We start from the raw sequence: 14,377 nt of genomic DNA on the forward strand, positions 1-14,377 counted from the left end.
GTCCGGTCGCCGGCCGGGTGTCGGCCGGGCGCCGACTTGGCCTGCGGCGGTCCGAACCGTCCGTAGTGCAACCGTCGTAGCCGGCACCACTTTCGGTGTCGGCTGCAACGGTATTCGAGTCGCCGTGTGCTCCAGCACAGTTCACGCTGCGTGTGGTCCGGCGCGGTTGTTCGCGGGCATGGGTTTCTTGTACGGGTCCACCAGTGACGGCGGGGTGAACCAGGGATGGTGGTCGGCGCCGATCTGCACTTCCCAGTGGGAGTGGTGCAGGAGCCGGTGATGGTAGCGGCACAGCAACACGAGGTTGTCGAGGTCGGTGGGTCCGCCGTCGGCCCAGTGATGGACGTGGTGTCCTTCGCAGTGGGCGGGCGGGGCTCCGCAACCGGGGAAGGCACAGCCGTGGTCGCGGGCGATCAGCGCGCGGCGTTGCTTCTTGGACACGGTTCTGGTGGTGCGGCCCAGGTTCAGCGGCACACCGTCGTCCATCACCACCGGGGTGAGGTGGCAGTCGCACGCGAGGCGGCGGGCGGTGGCGATCGTCAGCGGTCCCAGGTGCGGCAGGCGCGCCACGTCCCTTTCCTGAAATTGTGTGCCGCCGAACAGGTCCGGCGCGTCGGCGTCCGCGTCTCGGCTCGCCCACTGCTCGTGGTCGTGGTCGTGGTCGTGGTCGTGGTCGTGGTCGGCGCGGGCGAGGTCGCGGGCGTGCACGTGCAGCGACAGGTGGGGGCGTTCCCCGCCCTCGATGGGTGCCTCTCCGGAGTCGAGGTAGCGGCGCAGGATTTCGGCGAACGCGTCCGCGCGGCGCTGTCCCGCGGTCCGCGTTGCAGTCGGGTCGTCGTTCTGGTTCCGCGGCTTGGTCAGCGCGGACAACGCCGTCAGCAACATCTCCCCGGTGACAGCATCCAAGTCACCCTTGACCGCGACCCGTCCGTTCAACGTCTTCGAGGCGTGAAATTCGTTGCGGTCACTGTCCTCACTGGGCGGCAACTCGTCGGATTCGAAGATCCGCTCGAGCCGTGCGATGCAGGTGCGCACACTCATCGTGGTGGCCGCTGGATTCGTCGCGCAGTCGAGGAGCACCTGCCGGCACGACGGAAGGGCCTCAAAGGGCATCCCGCGCGGCGGCTGTTCGCAGAACCTGGTGATCAGGGCAGCATGCTCGCTGGAGATGGCCCCGGCGTTGAAGGCGTCAGCCACATCGGGTTCACGCCGCAACGCCTTCCCTAAAGCGAGGATGCGCGCCGCCGCCGGAACTTCCAACAGCGTGTTGGCCGCGAGCCACTGCTTGACACTGCGAAACCCCAGCGTGTCGAACGAGACTGCGCGCTCGTCGATTTCGGCCACCGCGGTCACGCGCAGGGCTTCGAGTTGCTCGATCAGACGCGAGAGATCCACCGTCGTACGCACCAGGTCCAACTCGGCCAGCCCACGCACGTCATCGTGGCCGAGCGCCACGAGTGCAGCAGGTGTGGTGTCGAGTCCCCCCGGATTCATGACACGAGCCTAGTTCGAACTGGTGTTCGAGTCAATGGTTCGAGTCAGTGTTTCGAGTCAAGGGTTCGGGTCGGGTCGGAGCTCCTCCACCAGACCGACGATGATTCCCGCGGGGCCGCGGACGTAGCAGTATCGATAAATGTCTTCGTACTGGGCAACGGTGCCCACCAGTTCGGCACCGTGCGTGCGCAGGCGGTCGAAGACGTCGTCGACTCGGTCGACCACGAACGTGAGGCGGGGGATGCCCGGGGTGTTCACAGCTGCGTGCGGCGCGGCGTTGGTGGTCGCCGGCGAGTGGAACGTCGAGAGCTCGATCCGGCTGTGGCCGTCCGGGGTTCGGACGACGGCGATGTCCGCTCGAACACCGTCCAGTCCGAGGAGGTCGTCGGCCCATCGGCCCCCGACTGTCGCCTCGCCCTCGAGTTCCAAGCCCAGTTCGACGAAGAACGCGACAGCAGCCGCGAGGTCCTCGACCACAACGCCGACATGATCCATCCGCCGTACCGGCATGGTGCCCTCCTCGGGGTCGTAGGTGAGCCGCAGGCTACGGAGGGAGCACTACACGCTGGGGCTCCCGGATCGGCTAGCTCCAGTGCGGCGGCTCGCGTGTCGGGTCGTCGAGCACGGCATCGATGTGGTGGTCGCCGACGAGGAGAGCCGTCGCGGCTTCATCGGCGCCGATGGACGCGAAGGGCGGGTCGACGTCGTTGGTGATGCACCATGCGCGGTCTGCGGGCCAGATGAACGCGGGATCGGGGCAGTCACCGAACGGCCACAGCGCCGGGTCGTCGCTGTTCCAGTCTGCGTAGTCGGCCAGTGTGCCGCGCAGCAGCCAGTAGTCGCGTGCGGGAATCACGACGTTGGGTGGGGAGGGTATCGCGATGGAGCTCCACCCGTTCCAGATGCAGAAGTAGCACTCGTCCGGCGTGGTCGTGTACTGCGACAGGATGTCCAGTGCGACGCCGACCTGCTCCTTCTCCGACAGCCCCGGCGGTCCGAAATCGACGTCCTTCGCCTTCTGTCCGGGAAAGCTCGGGTCGGGGATGAACCGCAAGCGCGCATAGCTCGGATAGCCCGCCGGGCCACGCGCCGCCAGGCGGTACCAGGGAAGTCGCTGCTCGACGAGCCATGTGGCGGCCGACGCATCTCGGCACAGTCCGAAACTCACGGTGGCCATTGTGGCCGTTCGCTTCCTACGTCACCAGTGCCCGTCCGACCCCCGCCGCGGCGATCGCCCACAGGACACTGGTGAAGGTGCCGATGATGAACTGTTCCGACGCGTGCGGCTCGCGCAGCTCGGGGTAGCGGGCGAGGCCTTTGACGGCGAGGACGATCGCGATGCCCTCGGGCCAGCCGGCGAGGATCGACACCGCGACAGCGGTCCGTTCCAGGAGTCCGATCACCCGCCCGCCGCGGAGCGGGCCGTCGTCCGGGTCCGGCCCGGCGTCGGGTTGCCGACGCGCGAAGCGGAAGGCCGCGAGCACCATCGGTGCCCCGCCGGTCGCCGCGGCGGCAACCACCAGCACGTAGGTCGCGGCCAGTGCGAAGCCCCGCACGGGGGAGGCCGCGGTGGCGGCCAGTGCCGATCCGGCCAGCGCGGCGGCGGCCAGCACCGGTGCGAGGGTGGCGGCGAGGGTCGTCCGGTCGCTCAACCGGCCCGCGATCGTGCCCACGACCGTCGCGACGGCGAGCAGTGTCAGGCTCAGTACGGTCACCGATCCGCCCTTTCCAGTAGGCGGGCTGCCAGTTGTCTGCCCGCGAGTTCGGCATGCCAGCCGGCCGCGATCAGGCGCTGCGACACGGCCTGCTTGCTGATGCCGAGCTCGGCGGCGGATTCGGCCTGCGTGAGTCCGCGCTGGGCCAGGGCGACCGCGGCATGGCCCTGGGTCGAACGCCGGGAGACCAGCAGCGCGAGGAGAGTCAGTGCGGCGTCGGCATCGGCCGCTGCCAGTGGGTCCGCGGCCTCGACGGCGATCGCGGCGGGTGCCTTCTTGGCGCGCTCGACGGCGTCGCGGGCGGCTTCGAATGCGGGGCCGCGGCCGGCGCGGGTCTGGGCCGGGAGGGGTTCTTCGACCGTGCCGATCCCCACGCCGATGCTCCAGTGGGCCCGTCGCACGAGGTCGAGTGCCAGATCCACGACGGTGTCGGGGTCGGCGGTGACGGCTTGGACCTCGTCTCCGGCGGTGCGCTCGAACGGACGCAGCAGCGGCGCGGATGCAAGATCCTTCAGCAGCGGCGCGACGCGGTCGATGTCGCGCCGGCTGCCGCGTTGGTCCACGGTCAGGACGTACATGAGGAAAGGCTATTGGCTTGATTCAGCAAAATCAAGCATCCAGGCTTTACTGTCGCGAATCAGTCCCCTGCCCTTGACGGACGGTGGAGGACGCGGACACCGGGGTGCGCGCGTCGAGGACGAGCCCCAGCACGCCGAGGGCGATGCAGGCCCCCGACACCGCCAACAGTGCGGGATCGGTCCGTCCCGTGAGCGCGTCGCCGAGGAGTACGACACCCACGGTGCCGGGCAGGATCCCGACGACCGTCGCGGCGGTGTACGGCAGTGTGCGGACCGAGGAGACGCCGCAGCAGTAGTTGACGACGGAGAACGGCACGGCCGCGATCAGTCGCAGCGATCCCACGGCCAGCCATCCGCGGCGCGCCAGCCGGGTGTCCACCGCCTGGACGGCCGGATGGGTCAGGTGCGCCGCGACGGCGTCGCGGCCGATCGCCCGGACGAGCAGCAGTGCGAGCACGGCACTGACGGTCGTCGCCACCACCGCGATCGCGATCCCGGTGGCCGCGCCGAACAGCACTCCGGCGCTGATGGTGAAGAGCGTGCGGGGGACCGGCGCGATCGTCACCACGATGTGGACGAGGAGGAACACGAGCGGGAAGACCGGGCCGGTCGACTCGGACCACCCGCGGATCTGTTCGATCGACGGGTGCGGCACCAGCGCCGCCGCGACGAACAGGACGAGCAGTCCGGCGAGGGCGCCGAGAAGTCGGGGATCCCTCAGTCGCGCAATCACAATCGACCAGGATACGCCGGGTCGCGCGGGGCCTAGCGGACCGAGTCGGCACGGGCGGCGCTGGGGCGTCGGCACGTCACCGTCGCCACCGCGCATGCGCGACCGTCGACACCGGTGCTGGTCACCCGCGCCACCGCCACCGACCGCCCGGCGCGCACGACCTCGGCGGTGAACACGACCTCGGTGTCGATCGGGGCGGTCCGGAAGTAGTTGATGCGCAGCGACGCCGTGTGCATGGGTGCCTCCGCGGAGCTCAGCGCCGCGTGGCCGACCAGATCGATCGCGCAGGCCTGGATCCCGCCGTGCATCACCCCGAGCTTGTTCGCGAGCGCCGGGTTCGGGGGCACGATCAAACGGGTTCCGTCCGCACTGTGCTCCAGTCGCCCGCCGAGCCGGGTGAGCGGTGCCACCGCGGCGGCGGGGATCGTTCCCGGCGCGGCCAGCGGCCGCACGACGGAGGTGCTGCGGTCGGCGCCGCCGTCGACGAAGTTGCCCCACGCCGTGGCGGCCGCGATCAGCGTGCCGGCACTGTCACGGATCTCGGTGGCCGCGAGTCCGCCGTCCTCGGTGAGGCTCAGGATCCGCCCGTCCGCCTGCACCTCGGGACCCGTCCATCCGGTCGGTGTGACGAAGTCCACGGACAACTCGGCCGTGACGACCCCGGCGCGCGCGGCGCGCCGGTCCCACAGCGTGAACCCGAGGACGTCGTCGACGAGCATTCCCAGTACAGCGGTCGTGGAGCCGCCCTGCGGGTCCGTTCCGTCGATGTCCATGGTGAGCCGGTTGACCGAGTCGACGCGCTGCGGCGGACCCATCCGGAACAGTCGTTGCGGCGTGATCGCCACACCCTCTTCCAGCATGTTCGCAACGCTCATGAAATCGAGGCTAGCGAACGGCGGGTGGGCTGGCGTCGCCGATCCGGGGGATGCGGTTAGCATCACAGATCAGAGGGACGGGAATCGTCCCATTTGTTTGCCCGATTGAGGAGACCGCTCGTCACGAGCGATCGCGCACGAGAGTGAGAGGGAGCCGCCCCGTGTCACCAGCTTCACAAGCCGAGGACGCCGCGCGCGCCTACTCGGAATGGCAGCAGGCCGTCGCCGGCGTGCTCGCCAAGTCGCGTCGAGTCGACGCCGCCGAGCTGGGCCCGGAGCCGCAGACGCTACTCGACACCACGACGTACGACGGTGTGACCGTCTCGCCGCTGTACACCGGGCGCGACGAGCTTCCCGAGGCGCCGTTGCCGGGCGAGTTCCCGTTCGTCCGTGGCGCCGACGCCAACCGTGACGTCAACTCCGGTTGGCTGGTCAACGCGCGCTTCGGCCAGGACGCGCAGGACGCCGCCGCGGTCAACCGGACCGTCCTCGACGGGCTCGAGAACGGCGTCAGCGCGGTGTCGCTGTCGGTCGGCGGCGCGAATCTTCCGGTCGCCGGGATCGATGCCGCCCTCGAGGGCGTGCTGCTCGATCTCGCACCGCTGACGCTGGATGCCGGCGCGGACGTCGCCGCGGCCGCGCAGCAGCTCTTCCAGGTCCTGGATGCGCGCGTCGCCGCCGGTGACGGCGTCGCCGACCGTGCTCAGGTGCGCGTGGGCCTGGGCGCCTCGCCGCTGACCGATGCGTTCTCCGGTGCCGCCGGTGTGGAGCTGGACGAGGCGGTCACGCTCGCCGAGGCCGCCGCCGCGCGCGCCGAATCGGTCCGCGCGATCACCGTGGACGGCACCGCCTTCCACGACGCCGGAGCCTCGGACGCCGAGGAACTCGGCGCGGCCGTCGCGGCCGGCGTGGAGTACCTGCGGGCGCTCGCCGACCGGGGCCTGCCGATCGCGGCAGCGCTGGGGCAGCTCGAGTTCCGCTTCGCCGCGACCGACGACCAGTTCCAGACCATCGCGAAGTTCCGTGCGGGACGCCAGGTGTGGGCGCGTGTGGCGCAGGTGTGCGGTGCCCCCGAGTTCGGCGGCGCGGTCCAGCACGCGGTGACGTCGGCCGCGATGATGTCGCAGCGTGATCCGTGGGTGAACATGCTCCGCACGACCCTGGCCGCCTTCGGTGCGGGTGTCGGCGGCGCCGACTCCGTGCGGGTCCTGCCGTTCGACGCCGCGCTGCCCGCGGGCGCCGCCGGTGTGTCGAAGACGTTCTCCGAGCGCATCGCCCGCAATACCCAGCTGCTGCTGCTCGAGGAATCGCACCTCGGCCGCGTCCTCGACCCGGGTGCCGGCTCCTGGTACGTCGAGCAGTTGACGCAGCAGGTCGCCGAGAAGGCGTGGGAGTTCTTCCAGCAGATCGAGGCGGCCGGTGGCTACCGCGCCGCGCTCGCCGCCGGTGTCGTCGCCGACCGGATCGCGGCCACCAAGGCTGCCCGCGAGGCCGACATCGCCCACCGCCGGACCGCGGTCACCGGCGTCAACGAGTTCCCCAATCTCGCGGAGGCCCCGCTGCCCGCCGGCGCCGCAGAAGCCGGTGCCACGGTCGCCCGCTACGCCGCCCCGTTCGAGGCTCTGCGTGATCGGTCGGACGCCTACCTCGCCGCGAACGGCGCCCGCCCCCGGGTGCTGCTGGCCCCGCTCGGCCCCGTCGCCGAGCACAACGTCCGGTCCACCTTCGCGGCCAACCTCCTCGCCTCCGGCGGCATCGAGGCCGTCAACCCCGGCCCGCTGGATCCCGGCGGCGACAGCATCGCCGCGGCCGTCGCGGAAGCGGGTGCGAAGATCGCGGTGCTGTGCGGCACCGACAAGCGTTACGGCGAGCAGGGCGCGGCGGCCGTCACGGCCCTGCGCGACGCCGGCATCGAGCAGGTGCTGCTGGCCGGGCCGGAGAAGGTCTTCGCAGAGGTCGACGGCGCCGGACGCCCCGACGGATTCCTCACCGCCCGCATCGACGCAGTCGCGGCCCTGACCGAACTGCTCGGTGCCATCGACGGCGACAACAAGTGACTGGGAGCATCGAAGTGACAACGAACGAGGTCGAGCACCTCATCGGCAGCTTTGCCGACGTCGCATTGACGGACCCGGAGTTCCCGCAGCCGGCTGCGCCCACGGGCCAGCAGACCGACGCGCTGGTCGAGAACCTCGCGACCGCGAACAACTACAGCACCGACCAGGTGGTGTGGTCGACGCCCGAGGGCATCGACGTGCGCCCGGTGTACACCAAGGCCGACCGCGACGCGGCCGAAGCCGACGGGTACCCGCTGGGCAGCTTCCCGGGCATCGAGCCGTTCGTGCGCGGCCCGTACCCGACGATGTACGTCAATCAGCCGTGGACCATCCGCCAGTACGCGGGCTTCTCCACCGCGGCCGAGTCCAACGCTTTCTACCGTCGCAACCTCGCGGCGGGGCAGAAGGGCCTGTCGGTCGCGTTCGACCTGGCGACGCACCGCGGCTACGACTCCGACCATCCGCGCGTCCAGGGTGACGTCGGCATGGCCGGTGTCGCGATCGACTCGATTCTCGACATGCGGCAGCTGTTCGACGGCATCGATCTGTCGCAGGTGTCGGTGTCGATGACGATGAACGGCGCGGTGCTGCCGATCCTCGCGCTGTACGTCGTGGCCGCCGAGGAGCAGGGGGTCACCCCCGAGCAGCTGGCCGGAACCATTCAGAACGACATTCTGAAGGAGTTCATGGTCCGCAACACCTACATCTACCCGCCCAAGCCGTCGATGCGGATCATCTCCGACATCTTCGGGTACACCAGCGCGAAGATGCCGCGGTTCAACTCGATCTCCATCTCCGGCTACCACATTCAGGAAGCCGGTGCGACGGCCGACCTCGAGCTGGCCTACACGCTGGCCGACGGCATCGAGTACATCCGCGCGGGCCTCGACGCCGGCATGGACATCGACAAGTTCGCGCCGCGCCTGTCGTTCTTCTGGGCCATCGGCATGAACTTCTACATGGAGATCGCCAAGATGCGCGCCGGCCGCCTGCTGTGGGCCGAGCTCGTCGAGAAGTTCTCCCCGAAGTCGGCCAAGTCCAAGTCGCTGCGCACCCACTCGCAGACGTCGGGCTGGTCGCTCACCGCGCAGGACGTGTTCAACAACGTCGCGCGCACCTGCATCGAGGCGATGGCCGCGACGCAGGGCCACACCCAGTCGCTGCACACCAACGCGCTCGACGAGGCGCTCGCGCTGCCCACCGACTTCTCGGCGCGCATCGCCCGCAACACGCAGCTGCTGATCCAGCAGGAGTCCAACACGGTCCGCCCGATCGACCCGTGGGGCGGCTCGTACTACGTCGAGTGGCTCACCCACGAACTCGCGAACCGTGCCCGCGCGCACATCGCGGAGGTCGAGGAGGCCGGCGGCATGGCGCAGGCCATCGGCGAGGGCATCCCCAAGCTGCGCATCGAGGAAGCCGCGGCCCGTACGCAGGCGCGCATCGACTCCGGCCGTCAGCCGGTGATCGGCGTCAACAAGTACCAGGTCGAAGAGGACCACGAGATCGAGGTTCTCAAGGTCGAGAACTCCAAGGTGCGGGCCGAGCAGATCGCCAAGCTCGAGCAGCTCCGCGCCGAGCGCGACGAGGCGGCCACGCAGGCTGCACTCGCCGAGCTCACCCGCGCCGCCGCGTCGACCGAAGGCGGCATGGAGAACAACCTGCTGGCTCTCGCCATCGACGCCGCCCGCGCCAAGGCGACCGTCGGCGAGATCTCCGACGCGCTCGAGAAGGTGTACGGGCGCCACCAGGCCGAGATCCGGACCATCAGCGGTGTGTACCGGGACGAGGCCGGAAAGGTGAGCAACATCTCCAACGCAACCGCACTCGTCGAGAAGTTCGCCGAGGAGGAGGGCCGTCGTCCCCGCATCCTCGTCGCCAAGATGGGCCAGGACGGGCACGACCGCGGACAGAAGGTGATCTCCACCGGCTTCGCGGATCTCGGCTTCGACGTCGACGTGGGACCGCTGTTCCAGACCCCCGAGGAGGTCGCCCAGCAGGCGGCCGACGCCGACGTCCACATCGTCGGTGTGTCCTCCCTCGCCGCCGGTCACCTCACGCTGGTGCCGGCCTTGCGGGAGGCCCTCGCGGCGGTCGGTCGCCCCGACATCATGGTCGTGGTCGGCGGCGTCATCCCGCCGGGCGACTTCGACGAGCTGTACCGGGCCGGTGCGGCCGCGATCTTCCCGCCCGGCACGGTGCTCGCCGACGCGGCGATCGGGCTGCTGCAGAAGCTGTCGGAACAGTTGGGACACGATCCGATTGCCGCCGACTAAGCGTCCTCGTCTGGATCTGGTCGCGCTCGGTGACGCGATCCTGGCGGGCCGGCGGGCGGAGATCTCCAAGGCGATCACCCTCGTCGAGTCCACCCGGACCGATCACCGGGAGCAGGCGCAGCAGTTGCTGCTGCGCCTGCTCCCACACGCGGGCAACGCGATTCGGGTCGGGATCACCGGTGTTCCCGGCGTGGGCAAGTCCACGACGATCGAAGCCCTGGGGATGCACCTGATCTCGTTGGGGCACAAGGTTGCCGTGCTGGCGGTCGACCCGTCCTCGACCCGTACCGGTGGTTCCATCCTCGGTGACAAGACCCGGATGCAGAACCTGTCGGTGGAGCCCGACGCGTTCATCCGTCCGTCGCCGACGTCCGGCACCCTCGGCGGTGTCGCGAAGGCCACGCGCGAGACGATGGTGCTGCTCGAGGCCGCCGGCTACGACGTGATCCTCGTCGAGACCGTCGGCGTGGGGCAGTCGGAGGTGACGGTCGCGAACATGGTCGACACCTTCACGTTCCTCACCCTCGCCCGCACCGGTGACCAGCTGCAGGGCATCAAGAAGGGTGTGCTCGAACTCGCCGACATCGTCACCGTCAACAAGGCGGACGGCAAGCACGAGGCGGAGGCGCGGGTCGCGGCCCGGGAACTCGCCGGGGCGTTGCGGTTGATCTACCCGCACGACGCGCTGTGGAAGCCGCCGGTACTCACGATGAGTGCGCTCGAGAACATCGGCGTCGACAAGTTCTGGGACGAGGTGCTCCGGCACCGCAAGGTTCTGGGCGAGGCCGGTGCCCTCGAACAGAAGCGCCAACAGCAGCAGGTGGACTGGACCTGGTCGATGGTGCACGACCAGCTGCTGCGTCGGCTCGAGTCGAACGAGCGGGTCAAGAAGATCCGCCGCGAGGTCGAGGACCAGCTGCGGAGCGGAACACTCACCGCGGCGCTCGCGGCCAACCGCATCCTCGACGCCTTCGACGACGCGGACTAGCGCCGGCCGACGTCCCGTGCCCGGGGAAGTTCGGGTACGGGACGTCGGATCTCAGCTGCCGGATTCGGCTGTGGGCGTGGAGGACTCGGGGGGAGTCCAACGGGACGCGCGGATGTCCGCGAGCTCCGCCGCGTCGCGTGTCGTCGCGATGCTCGGCAGCAGGTACGTCCACATCTCGTCGATGCGCTGCTCCAGGTCCTCCCGGCGCGCCAGCACCTGCGAGACGAGCTGGACGCCCGTGAACGCGCCGACGATGTAGCGGGCCAGCGTGTCGGAGTCCACCGACGCGGAGATCTCCCCGTGTTCGACGCCCGTGTCGACCAGCTTGCGGCAGCTGTCGATCCAGTCCAGGTACGGCTGATCCGGTCCGACGGTGCCACTGAATTCGAGGGTCAACCGGAGTCCCGCGCGTACGACGGGATCGTGGACGATCTGCCGTCCCATCTCGTGACAGAGCATCACGAGTTGTCGCAGGGCGCCGGCCCCGGTCTTCGCGATCTCGTGCACGGTGCTGATGGACGTCTGGTGCTGCTCGTCGATGACGACCTTCGCCAGCTCGTCCTTCGACCGGAAGTGAAAGTAGAGTGCACCCTTCGTGGTGCCGGCGCCGTCGACGATGTCGCCCAGACTGGCTCCTTCGAATCCGGATTGCTCGAACATACGAGCCGCCCCGGTGATGATCTGCTGCCGTGTGGCCACGGCGCGCGCTTGTTTTGCCACTTGTACCGCCTTTTCCCGACTTGACGACCTGGGGAGAGCGCGCCGAACGGAACCGACCGGACGCTCTTCCAGGGCGACGAAACGGTACCAGTGCCGGGCTACCGGTCGGTCCGCTCCCGATCCGCGCCGACGAGCCGGGCCAACCCGGCGACACGCCGGATCAGGTCGTCGAGGAACTCGTCCGGATCGGTGTCGGTGGCGATCCAGGCGTTCGGCGGTCGGCCCCACAGACCGTTCCAGTCGGCGACGGTCTGCCCGCGGGTGATCCTGCCCTCGGTCTCGACGTCCACCGTGGCCCGTCGGTAGCGGGCGATGCCGGGATCGAGCGCGACCGCCGCCGCGAACGGGTCGTGCAGGTGGGCGATGAACCCCTGCCCGTGGTCGCGGTGGAACTCGAAGTAGAAGCGCAGAGCGTCGGACACGTGACGCACCACCGGATTCGACGTCGTCGATCGGGTCGACGGGTCGTCGTCGGGGCCGACGGTCTCGACGGGTGTGCTGCCGGTCAACGCCCCCAGGCGGTGCAGGTGCTCGGGCCGCAGGATGATTCGCTCGGTCACGTCCAGGCCGCACACGATCGGGGCGCGGTCCTGCGGCACCGAGGAGAAGGCCGCGAACACCTCGGCGGCGGCCTCGGGGTCGACGGAGACGTTCCATTCCGCGACGGGGGTGGTGTTGCCGGGGTACTCGAAGGCGCCGCCCATCACCACCAGTCGGCGCAGCCGCCCCGGGAGCTCGGGGTCGGCGCGCACTGCGCGTGCCAGGTTGGTGAGCGGGCCCGTCACCAGCCCGACCAACTCGCCGGGACGCTCGCGGGTGAGGTCGATCCAGGCCTGCGCAGCCGATCGGTCCGACACGCGGTGGGTCGGATGCGGGAGCACGGCGTAGCCGATGCCCTGTGGGCCGTGCGTGTCCTCGGTGGTACGCAGCGGACTGCTGAGCGGGCCGTCGGCGCCGACGGCGACCTCGATGTCGGTGCGCCCGCACAGTTCGAGCCAGGCCAGGTTGTTGACCGCCACCTGAGCCGTCGGGACGTTGCCGGCCGTCGAGAGGATCGCCACGACGTCGGCGTCGTCGCGGGCGAGCAGATAGAGCAGCGCGACCGAGTCGTCGATGCCGGTGTCGACGTCGACGATGAGTGAGGTGGTTTCCAGGGGCGAGTTCGCGGGCACGGGTTCCATGATGACGGATGCGGGGCGCGGACCCGCCGCACGTGCAGCCGTCCCCGCCGGAGCCGCCGAACATGGGAGCATCGAGACGTGAGAGCGCAGCCGGACACCAATCCGGCGGGGGACCGGGCTCGAACCCGTCCGCAGGACGTCCCGGAGTCTTCCCGCCGTGAGCACGAGGAGCGGACCCCGGGCCCCGACACGGCGGGGACACCCGCGAGAACGCGCCTGGGCGTGTGGCTTTCGCGGCCGCTGTTCGATTTCCACGTGATCGTCGGTGTGACCGCGCTGCTGGTGACCGTCGGACTGACGATGGTGTTGTCGTCGTCGAGCGTCGAGTCGTACGTGACCTCCGGGTCGCCGTACGCGCGGTTCCTGCCGCAGGCGATGTACGCGGTCATCGGAACCGTCGCCTTCGTCGCGATCGTGCGGACCAGCACTCGCACGATGCGCGCCGTCGCGCCGTGGCTCCTCGGTGTCTCGGGTGTGCTCCTGGTGCTCGTGCTCGTCCCCGGCATCGGTGTCGAGCAGATGGGCGCACGGAGCTGGTTCGTCGTGGGCGGGATCTCGTTCCAGCCGTCGGAGCTCGCTAAGGTCGCCCTCGCGGTCTGGTGCGCCCACCTTCTCGCGACCTACCTCGCGTCCGGGTCCGACGTGAACGCGGCACTTCGGCCCCTGGCCGTGGTGAGCGTGATCGTGATGGCTCTCGTCGTGCTCCAGCGTGACCTCGGCACCATGATCACGATCGGGATCATCCTGATGTCGATGTTGTGGTTCGGAGCGTTCCGCGCCCGCTACGTCGCCGCGATCTCGGTCACCGGCGTCGTGGCATCGGTCGTCCTCGGTATGACGGCCGGGTACCGGTCCGACCGCATTCGGGCGTTCATGAACCCGGAGCTGGACCCGCAGGGGTTGAACTACCAGACCATCCAGGCGAAGTATGCCCTCGCGAACGGTGGTCTGTTCGGCAAGGGGCTCGGGCAGTCGGACGCGAAGTGGAGCTACTTGCCGCAGTCGCACAACGACTTCATCTTCGCGGTCATCGGCGAGGAGTTGGGCTTCGTCGGTGCGGCGCTGCTGATCGGGCTCTTCGTGATCGTGCTGCTGGCGGGCATGCGCATCGCCCAGCGGTCCACCGACCCGTTCCTGCGGATCCTCACGGCCGCGGCGACCACGTGGATCGTGCTGCAGGCGTTCATCAACATCGCCTACGTGGTCGGCCTCGTCCCCGTCACCGGACTCCAGCTGCCGCTGATCTCCGCCGGCGGTACCTCGATGATCACCACGATGATGATGTTCGGTTTCATCGCCCACGCCGCGCTGCGGGAACCGGAGGCGCTGGTCTCGCTCCACGACGGTGGCGGACGCTGGATGCGAGCGGTGTTCGGGCGACCGGCCCGCCCCGTCACTTCGAGGACCGCACGCCGGCCCCGCGCCGAACGGCCCCGCGCCGAACGGGCCCGCGCCGACGCCGGACGGCCCACGCGGCTCCCCACCCAAGCGCAGCAACCGCGTGCCCGCGAGCGGGCGACACAGCAGCAGACCCGTCAGCGCCCCACCGATCACTCCCACTTCCGGCAGCGGACCGCCGAGGCGCGACCGTATCGTCGGCGCACGGCCGAACCCGGGAGATCCCGCACTCGGGGTGGGCCGACCGTTCCGCGGTAGACGATCGTCCACGCCCGCGTGGATTCCCGCGTACCGTCTCGTGGCAGGTCCAGCCCTCGTCGGCTGCCTGCGCAGGCGGCGGGATCGGGGGTCGGTCGGGTCGG

The 14,377-nt window shown here is 69.9% G+C and carries 13 protein-coding genes; 4 read left to right on the forward strand and 9 right to left on the reverse strand.

Features of this window, described 5'->3' with window-relative positions; genetic code table 11:
• Positions 1–141 precede the first annotated feature (141 nt).
• The 7 genes from E7742_RS07020 to E7742_RS07050 form a co-directional block, all read right to left on the reverse strand.
• Positions 142–1,494, reverse strand: a complete 1,353-nt coding sequence (locus E7742_RS07020; RefSeq protein ID WP_137798299.1) for an HNH endonuclease signature motif containing protein — start codon at positions 1,492–1,494, stop codon at positions 142–144.
• A 57-nt stretch (positions 1,495–1,551) separates the two neighbouring features.
• A complete protein-coding gene (locus E7742_RS07025) occupies positions 1,552–2,004 on the reverse strand; it encodes a VOC family protein (protein WP_137798300.1) in 453 nt (150 codons plus the stop codon).
• Positions 2,005–2,077: 73 nt separating this feature from the next.
• Positions 2,078–2,671, reverse strand: coding sequence for a hypothetical protein (locus E7742_RS07030; RefSeq protein WP_137798301.1), 594 nt, complete (start codon positions 2,669–2,671; stop codon positions 2,078–2,080).
• Positions 2,672–2,687: 16 nt separating this feature from the next.
• Positions 2,688–3,158 (reverse strand): hypothetical protein, encoded by a 471-nt coding sequence (locus E7742_RS07035; protein WP_254699280.1) that lies wholly within the window; start codon positions 3,156–3,158, stop codon positions 2,688–2,690.
• Between the two features lie 47 nt (positions 3,159–3,205).
• Positions 3,206–3,787: a hypothetical protein gene (locus E7742_RS07040; RefSeq protein ID WP_137798303.1), complete on the reverse strand. Its 582-nt coding sequence runs from the start codon at positions 3,785–3,787 to the stop codon at positions 3,206–3,208.
• 46 nt (positions 3,788–3,833) lie between these two features.
• Complete coding sequence (locus E7742_RS07045; RefSeq protein ID WP_254699183.1) at positions 3,834–4,520, reverse strand: TVP38/TMEM64 family protein; 687 nt, start codon at positions 4,518–4,520, stop codon at positions 3,834–3,836.
• A gap of 32 nt (positions 4,521–4,552) precedes the next feature.
• Positions 4,553–5,395: a PaaI family thioesterase gene (locus E7742_RS07050; protein ID WP_137798305.1), complete on the reverse strand. Its 843-nt coding sequence runs from the start codon at positions 5,393–5,395 to the stop codon at positions 4,553–4,555.
• A 161-nt stretch (positions 5,396–5,556) separates the two neighbouring features.
• On the opposite strand from E7742_RS07050, the gene mutA reads away from it, so the two are divergent.
• The 3 genes from mutA to meaB are packed head-to-tail and all read left to right on the forward strand — an operon-like array spanning position 5,557 to position 10,716.
• Entirely contained in the window at positions 5,557–7,452 is a 1,896-nt protein-coding gene (mutA, locus tag E7742_RS07055; protein WP_137798306.1) for a methylmalonyl-CoA mutase small subunit, read from the forward strand.
• A 14-nt stretch (positions 7,453–7,466) separates the two neighbouring features.
• A complete protein-coding gene (scpA, locus tag E7742_RS07060) occupies positions 7,467–9,728 on the forward strand; it encodes a methylmalonyl-CoA mutase (protein WP_137798307.1) in 2,262 nt (753 codons plus the stop codon).
• A 10-nt stretch (positions 9,729–9,738) separates the two neighbouring features.
• A complete protein-coding gene (gene meaB, locus E7742_RS07065; protein WP_137801075.1) occupies positions 9,739–10,716 on the forward strand; it encodes a methylmalonyl Co-A mutase-associated GTPase MeaB in 978 nt (325 codons plus the stop codon).
• 51 nt (positions 10,717–10,767) lie between these two features.
• Here the strand turns inward: meaB and E7742_RS07070 are convergent, their stop codons facing one another.
• A complete protein-coding gene (locus E7742_RS07070; RefSeq protein ID WP_175420427.1) occupies positions 10,768–11,436 on the reverse strand; it encodes a ScbR family autoregulator-binding transcription factor in 669 nt (222 codons plus the stop codon).
• A gap of 98 nt (positions 11,437–11,534) precedes the next feature.
• Positions 11,535–12,590 (reverse strand): nucleoside hydrolase, encoded by a 1,056-nt coding sequence (locus E7742_RS07075; RefSeq protein WP_441346914.1) that lies wholly within the window; start codon positions 12,588–12,590, stop codon positions 11,535–11,537.
• A 105-nt stretch (positions 12,591–12,695) separates the two neighbouring features.
• Between E7742_RS07075 and ftsW the strand changes: the two genes are divergently transcribed.
• Positions 12,696–14,273: a putative lipid II flippase FtsW gene (gene ftsW / locus E7742_RS07080; protein ID WP_254699185.1), complete on the forward strand. Its 1,578-nt coding sequence runs from the start codon at positions 12,696–12,698 to the stop codon at positions 14,271–14,273.
• Positions 14,274–14,377: the final 104 nt, after the last annotated feature.

The organism is Rhodococcus sp. SGAir0479, assembly GCF_005484805.1.
GTDB lineage: Bacteria > Actinomycetota > Actinomycetes > Mycobacteriales > Mycobacteriaceae > Prescottella.

Bases quoted from the DNA above. Each gene is read 5' to 3' on its own strand.
- E7742_RS07050 (WP_137798305.1), bottom strand. From the start codon at position 5,395: ATGAGCGTTGCGAACATGCTGGAAGAGGGTGTGGCGATCACGCCGCAA.
- E7742_RS07020 (WP_137798299.1), bottom strand. From the start codon at position 1,494: ATGAATCCGGGGGGACTCGACACCACACCTGCTGCACTCGTGGCGCTC.
- E7742_RS07030 (WP_137798301.1), bottom strand. From the start codon at position 2,671: ATGGCCACCGTGAGTTTCGGACTGTGCCGAGATGCGTCGGCCGCCACA.
- E7742_RS07025 (WP_137798300.1), bottom strand. From the start codon at position 2,004: ATGCCGGTACGGCGGATGGATCATGTCGGCGTTGTGGTCGAGGACCTC.
- E7742_RS07040 (WP_137798303.1), bottom strand. From the start codon at position 3,787: ATGTACGTCCTGACCGTGGACCAACGCGGCAGCCGGCGCGACATCGAC.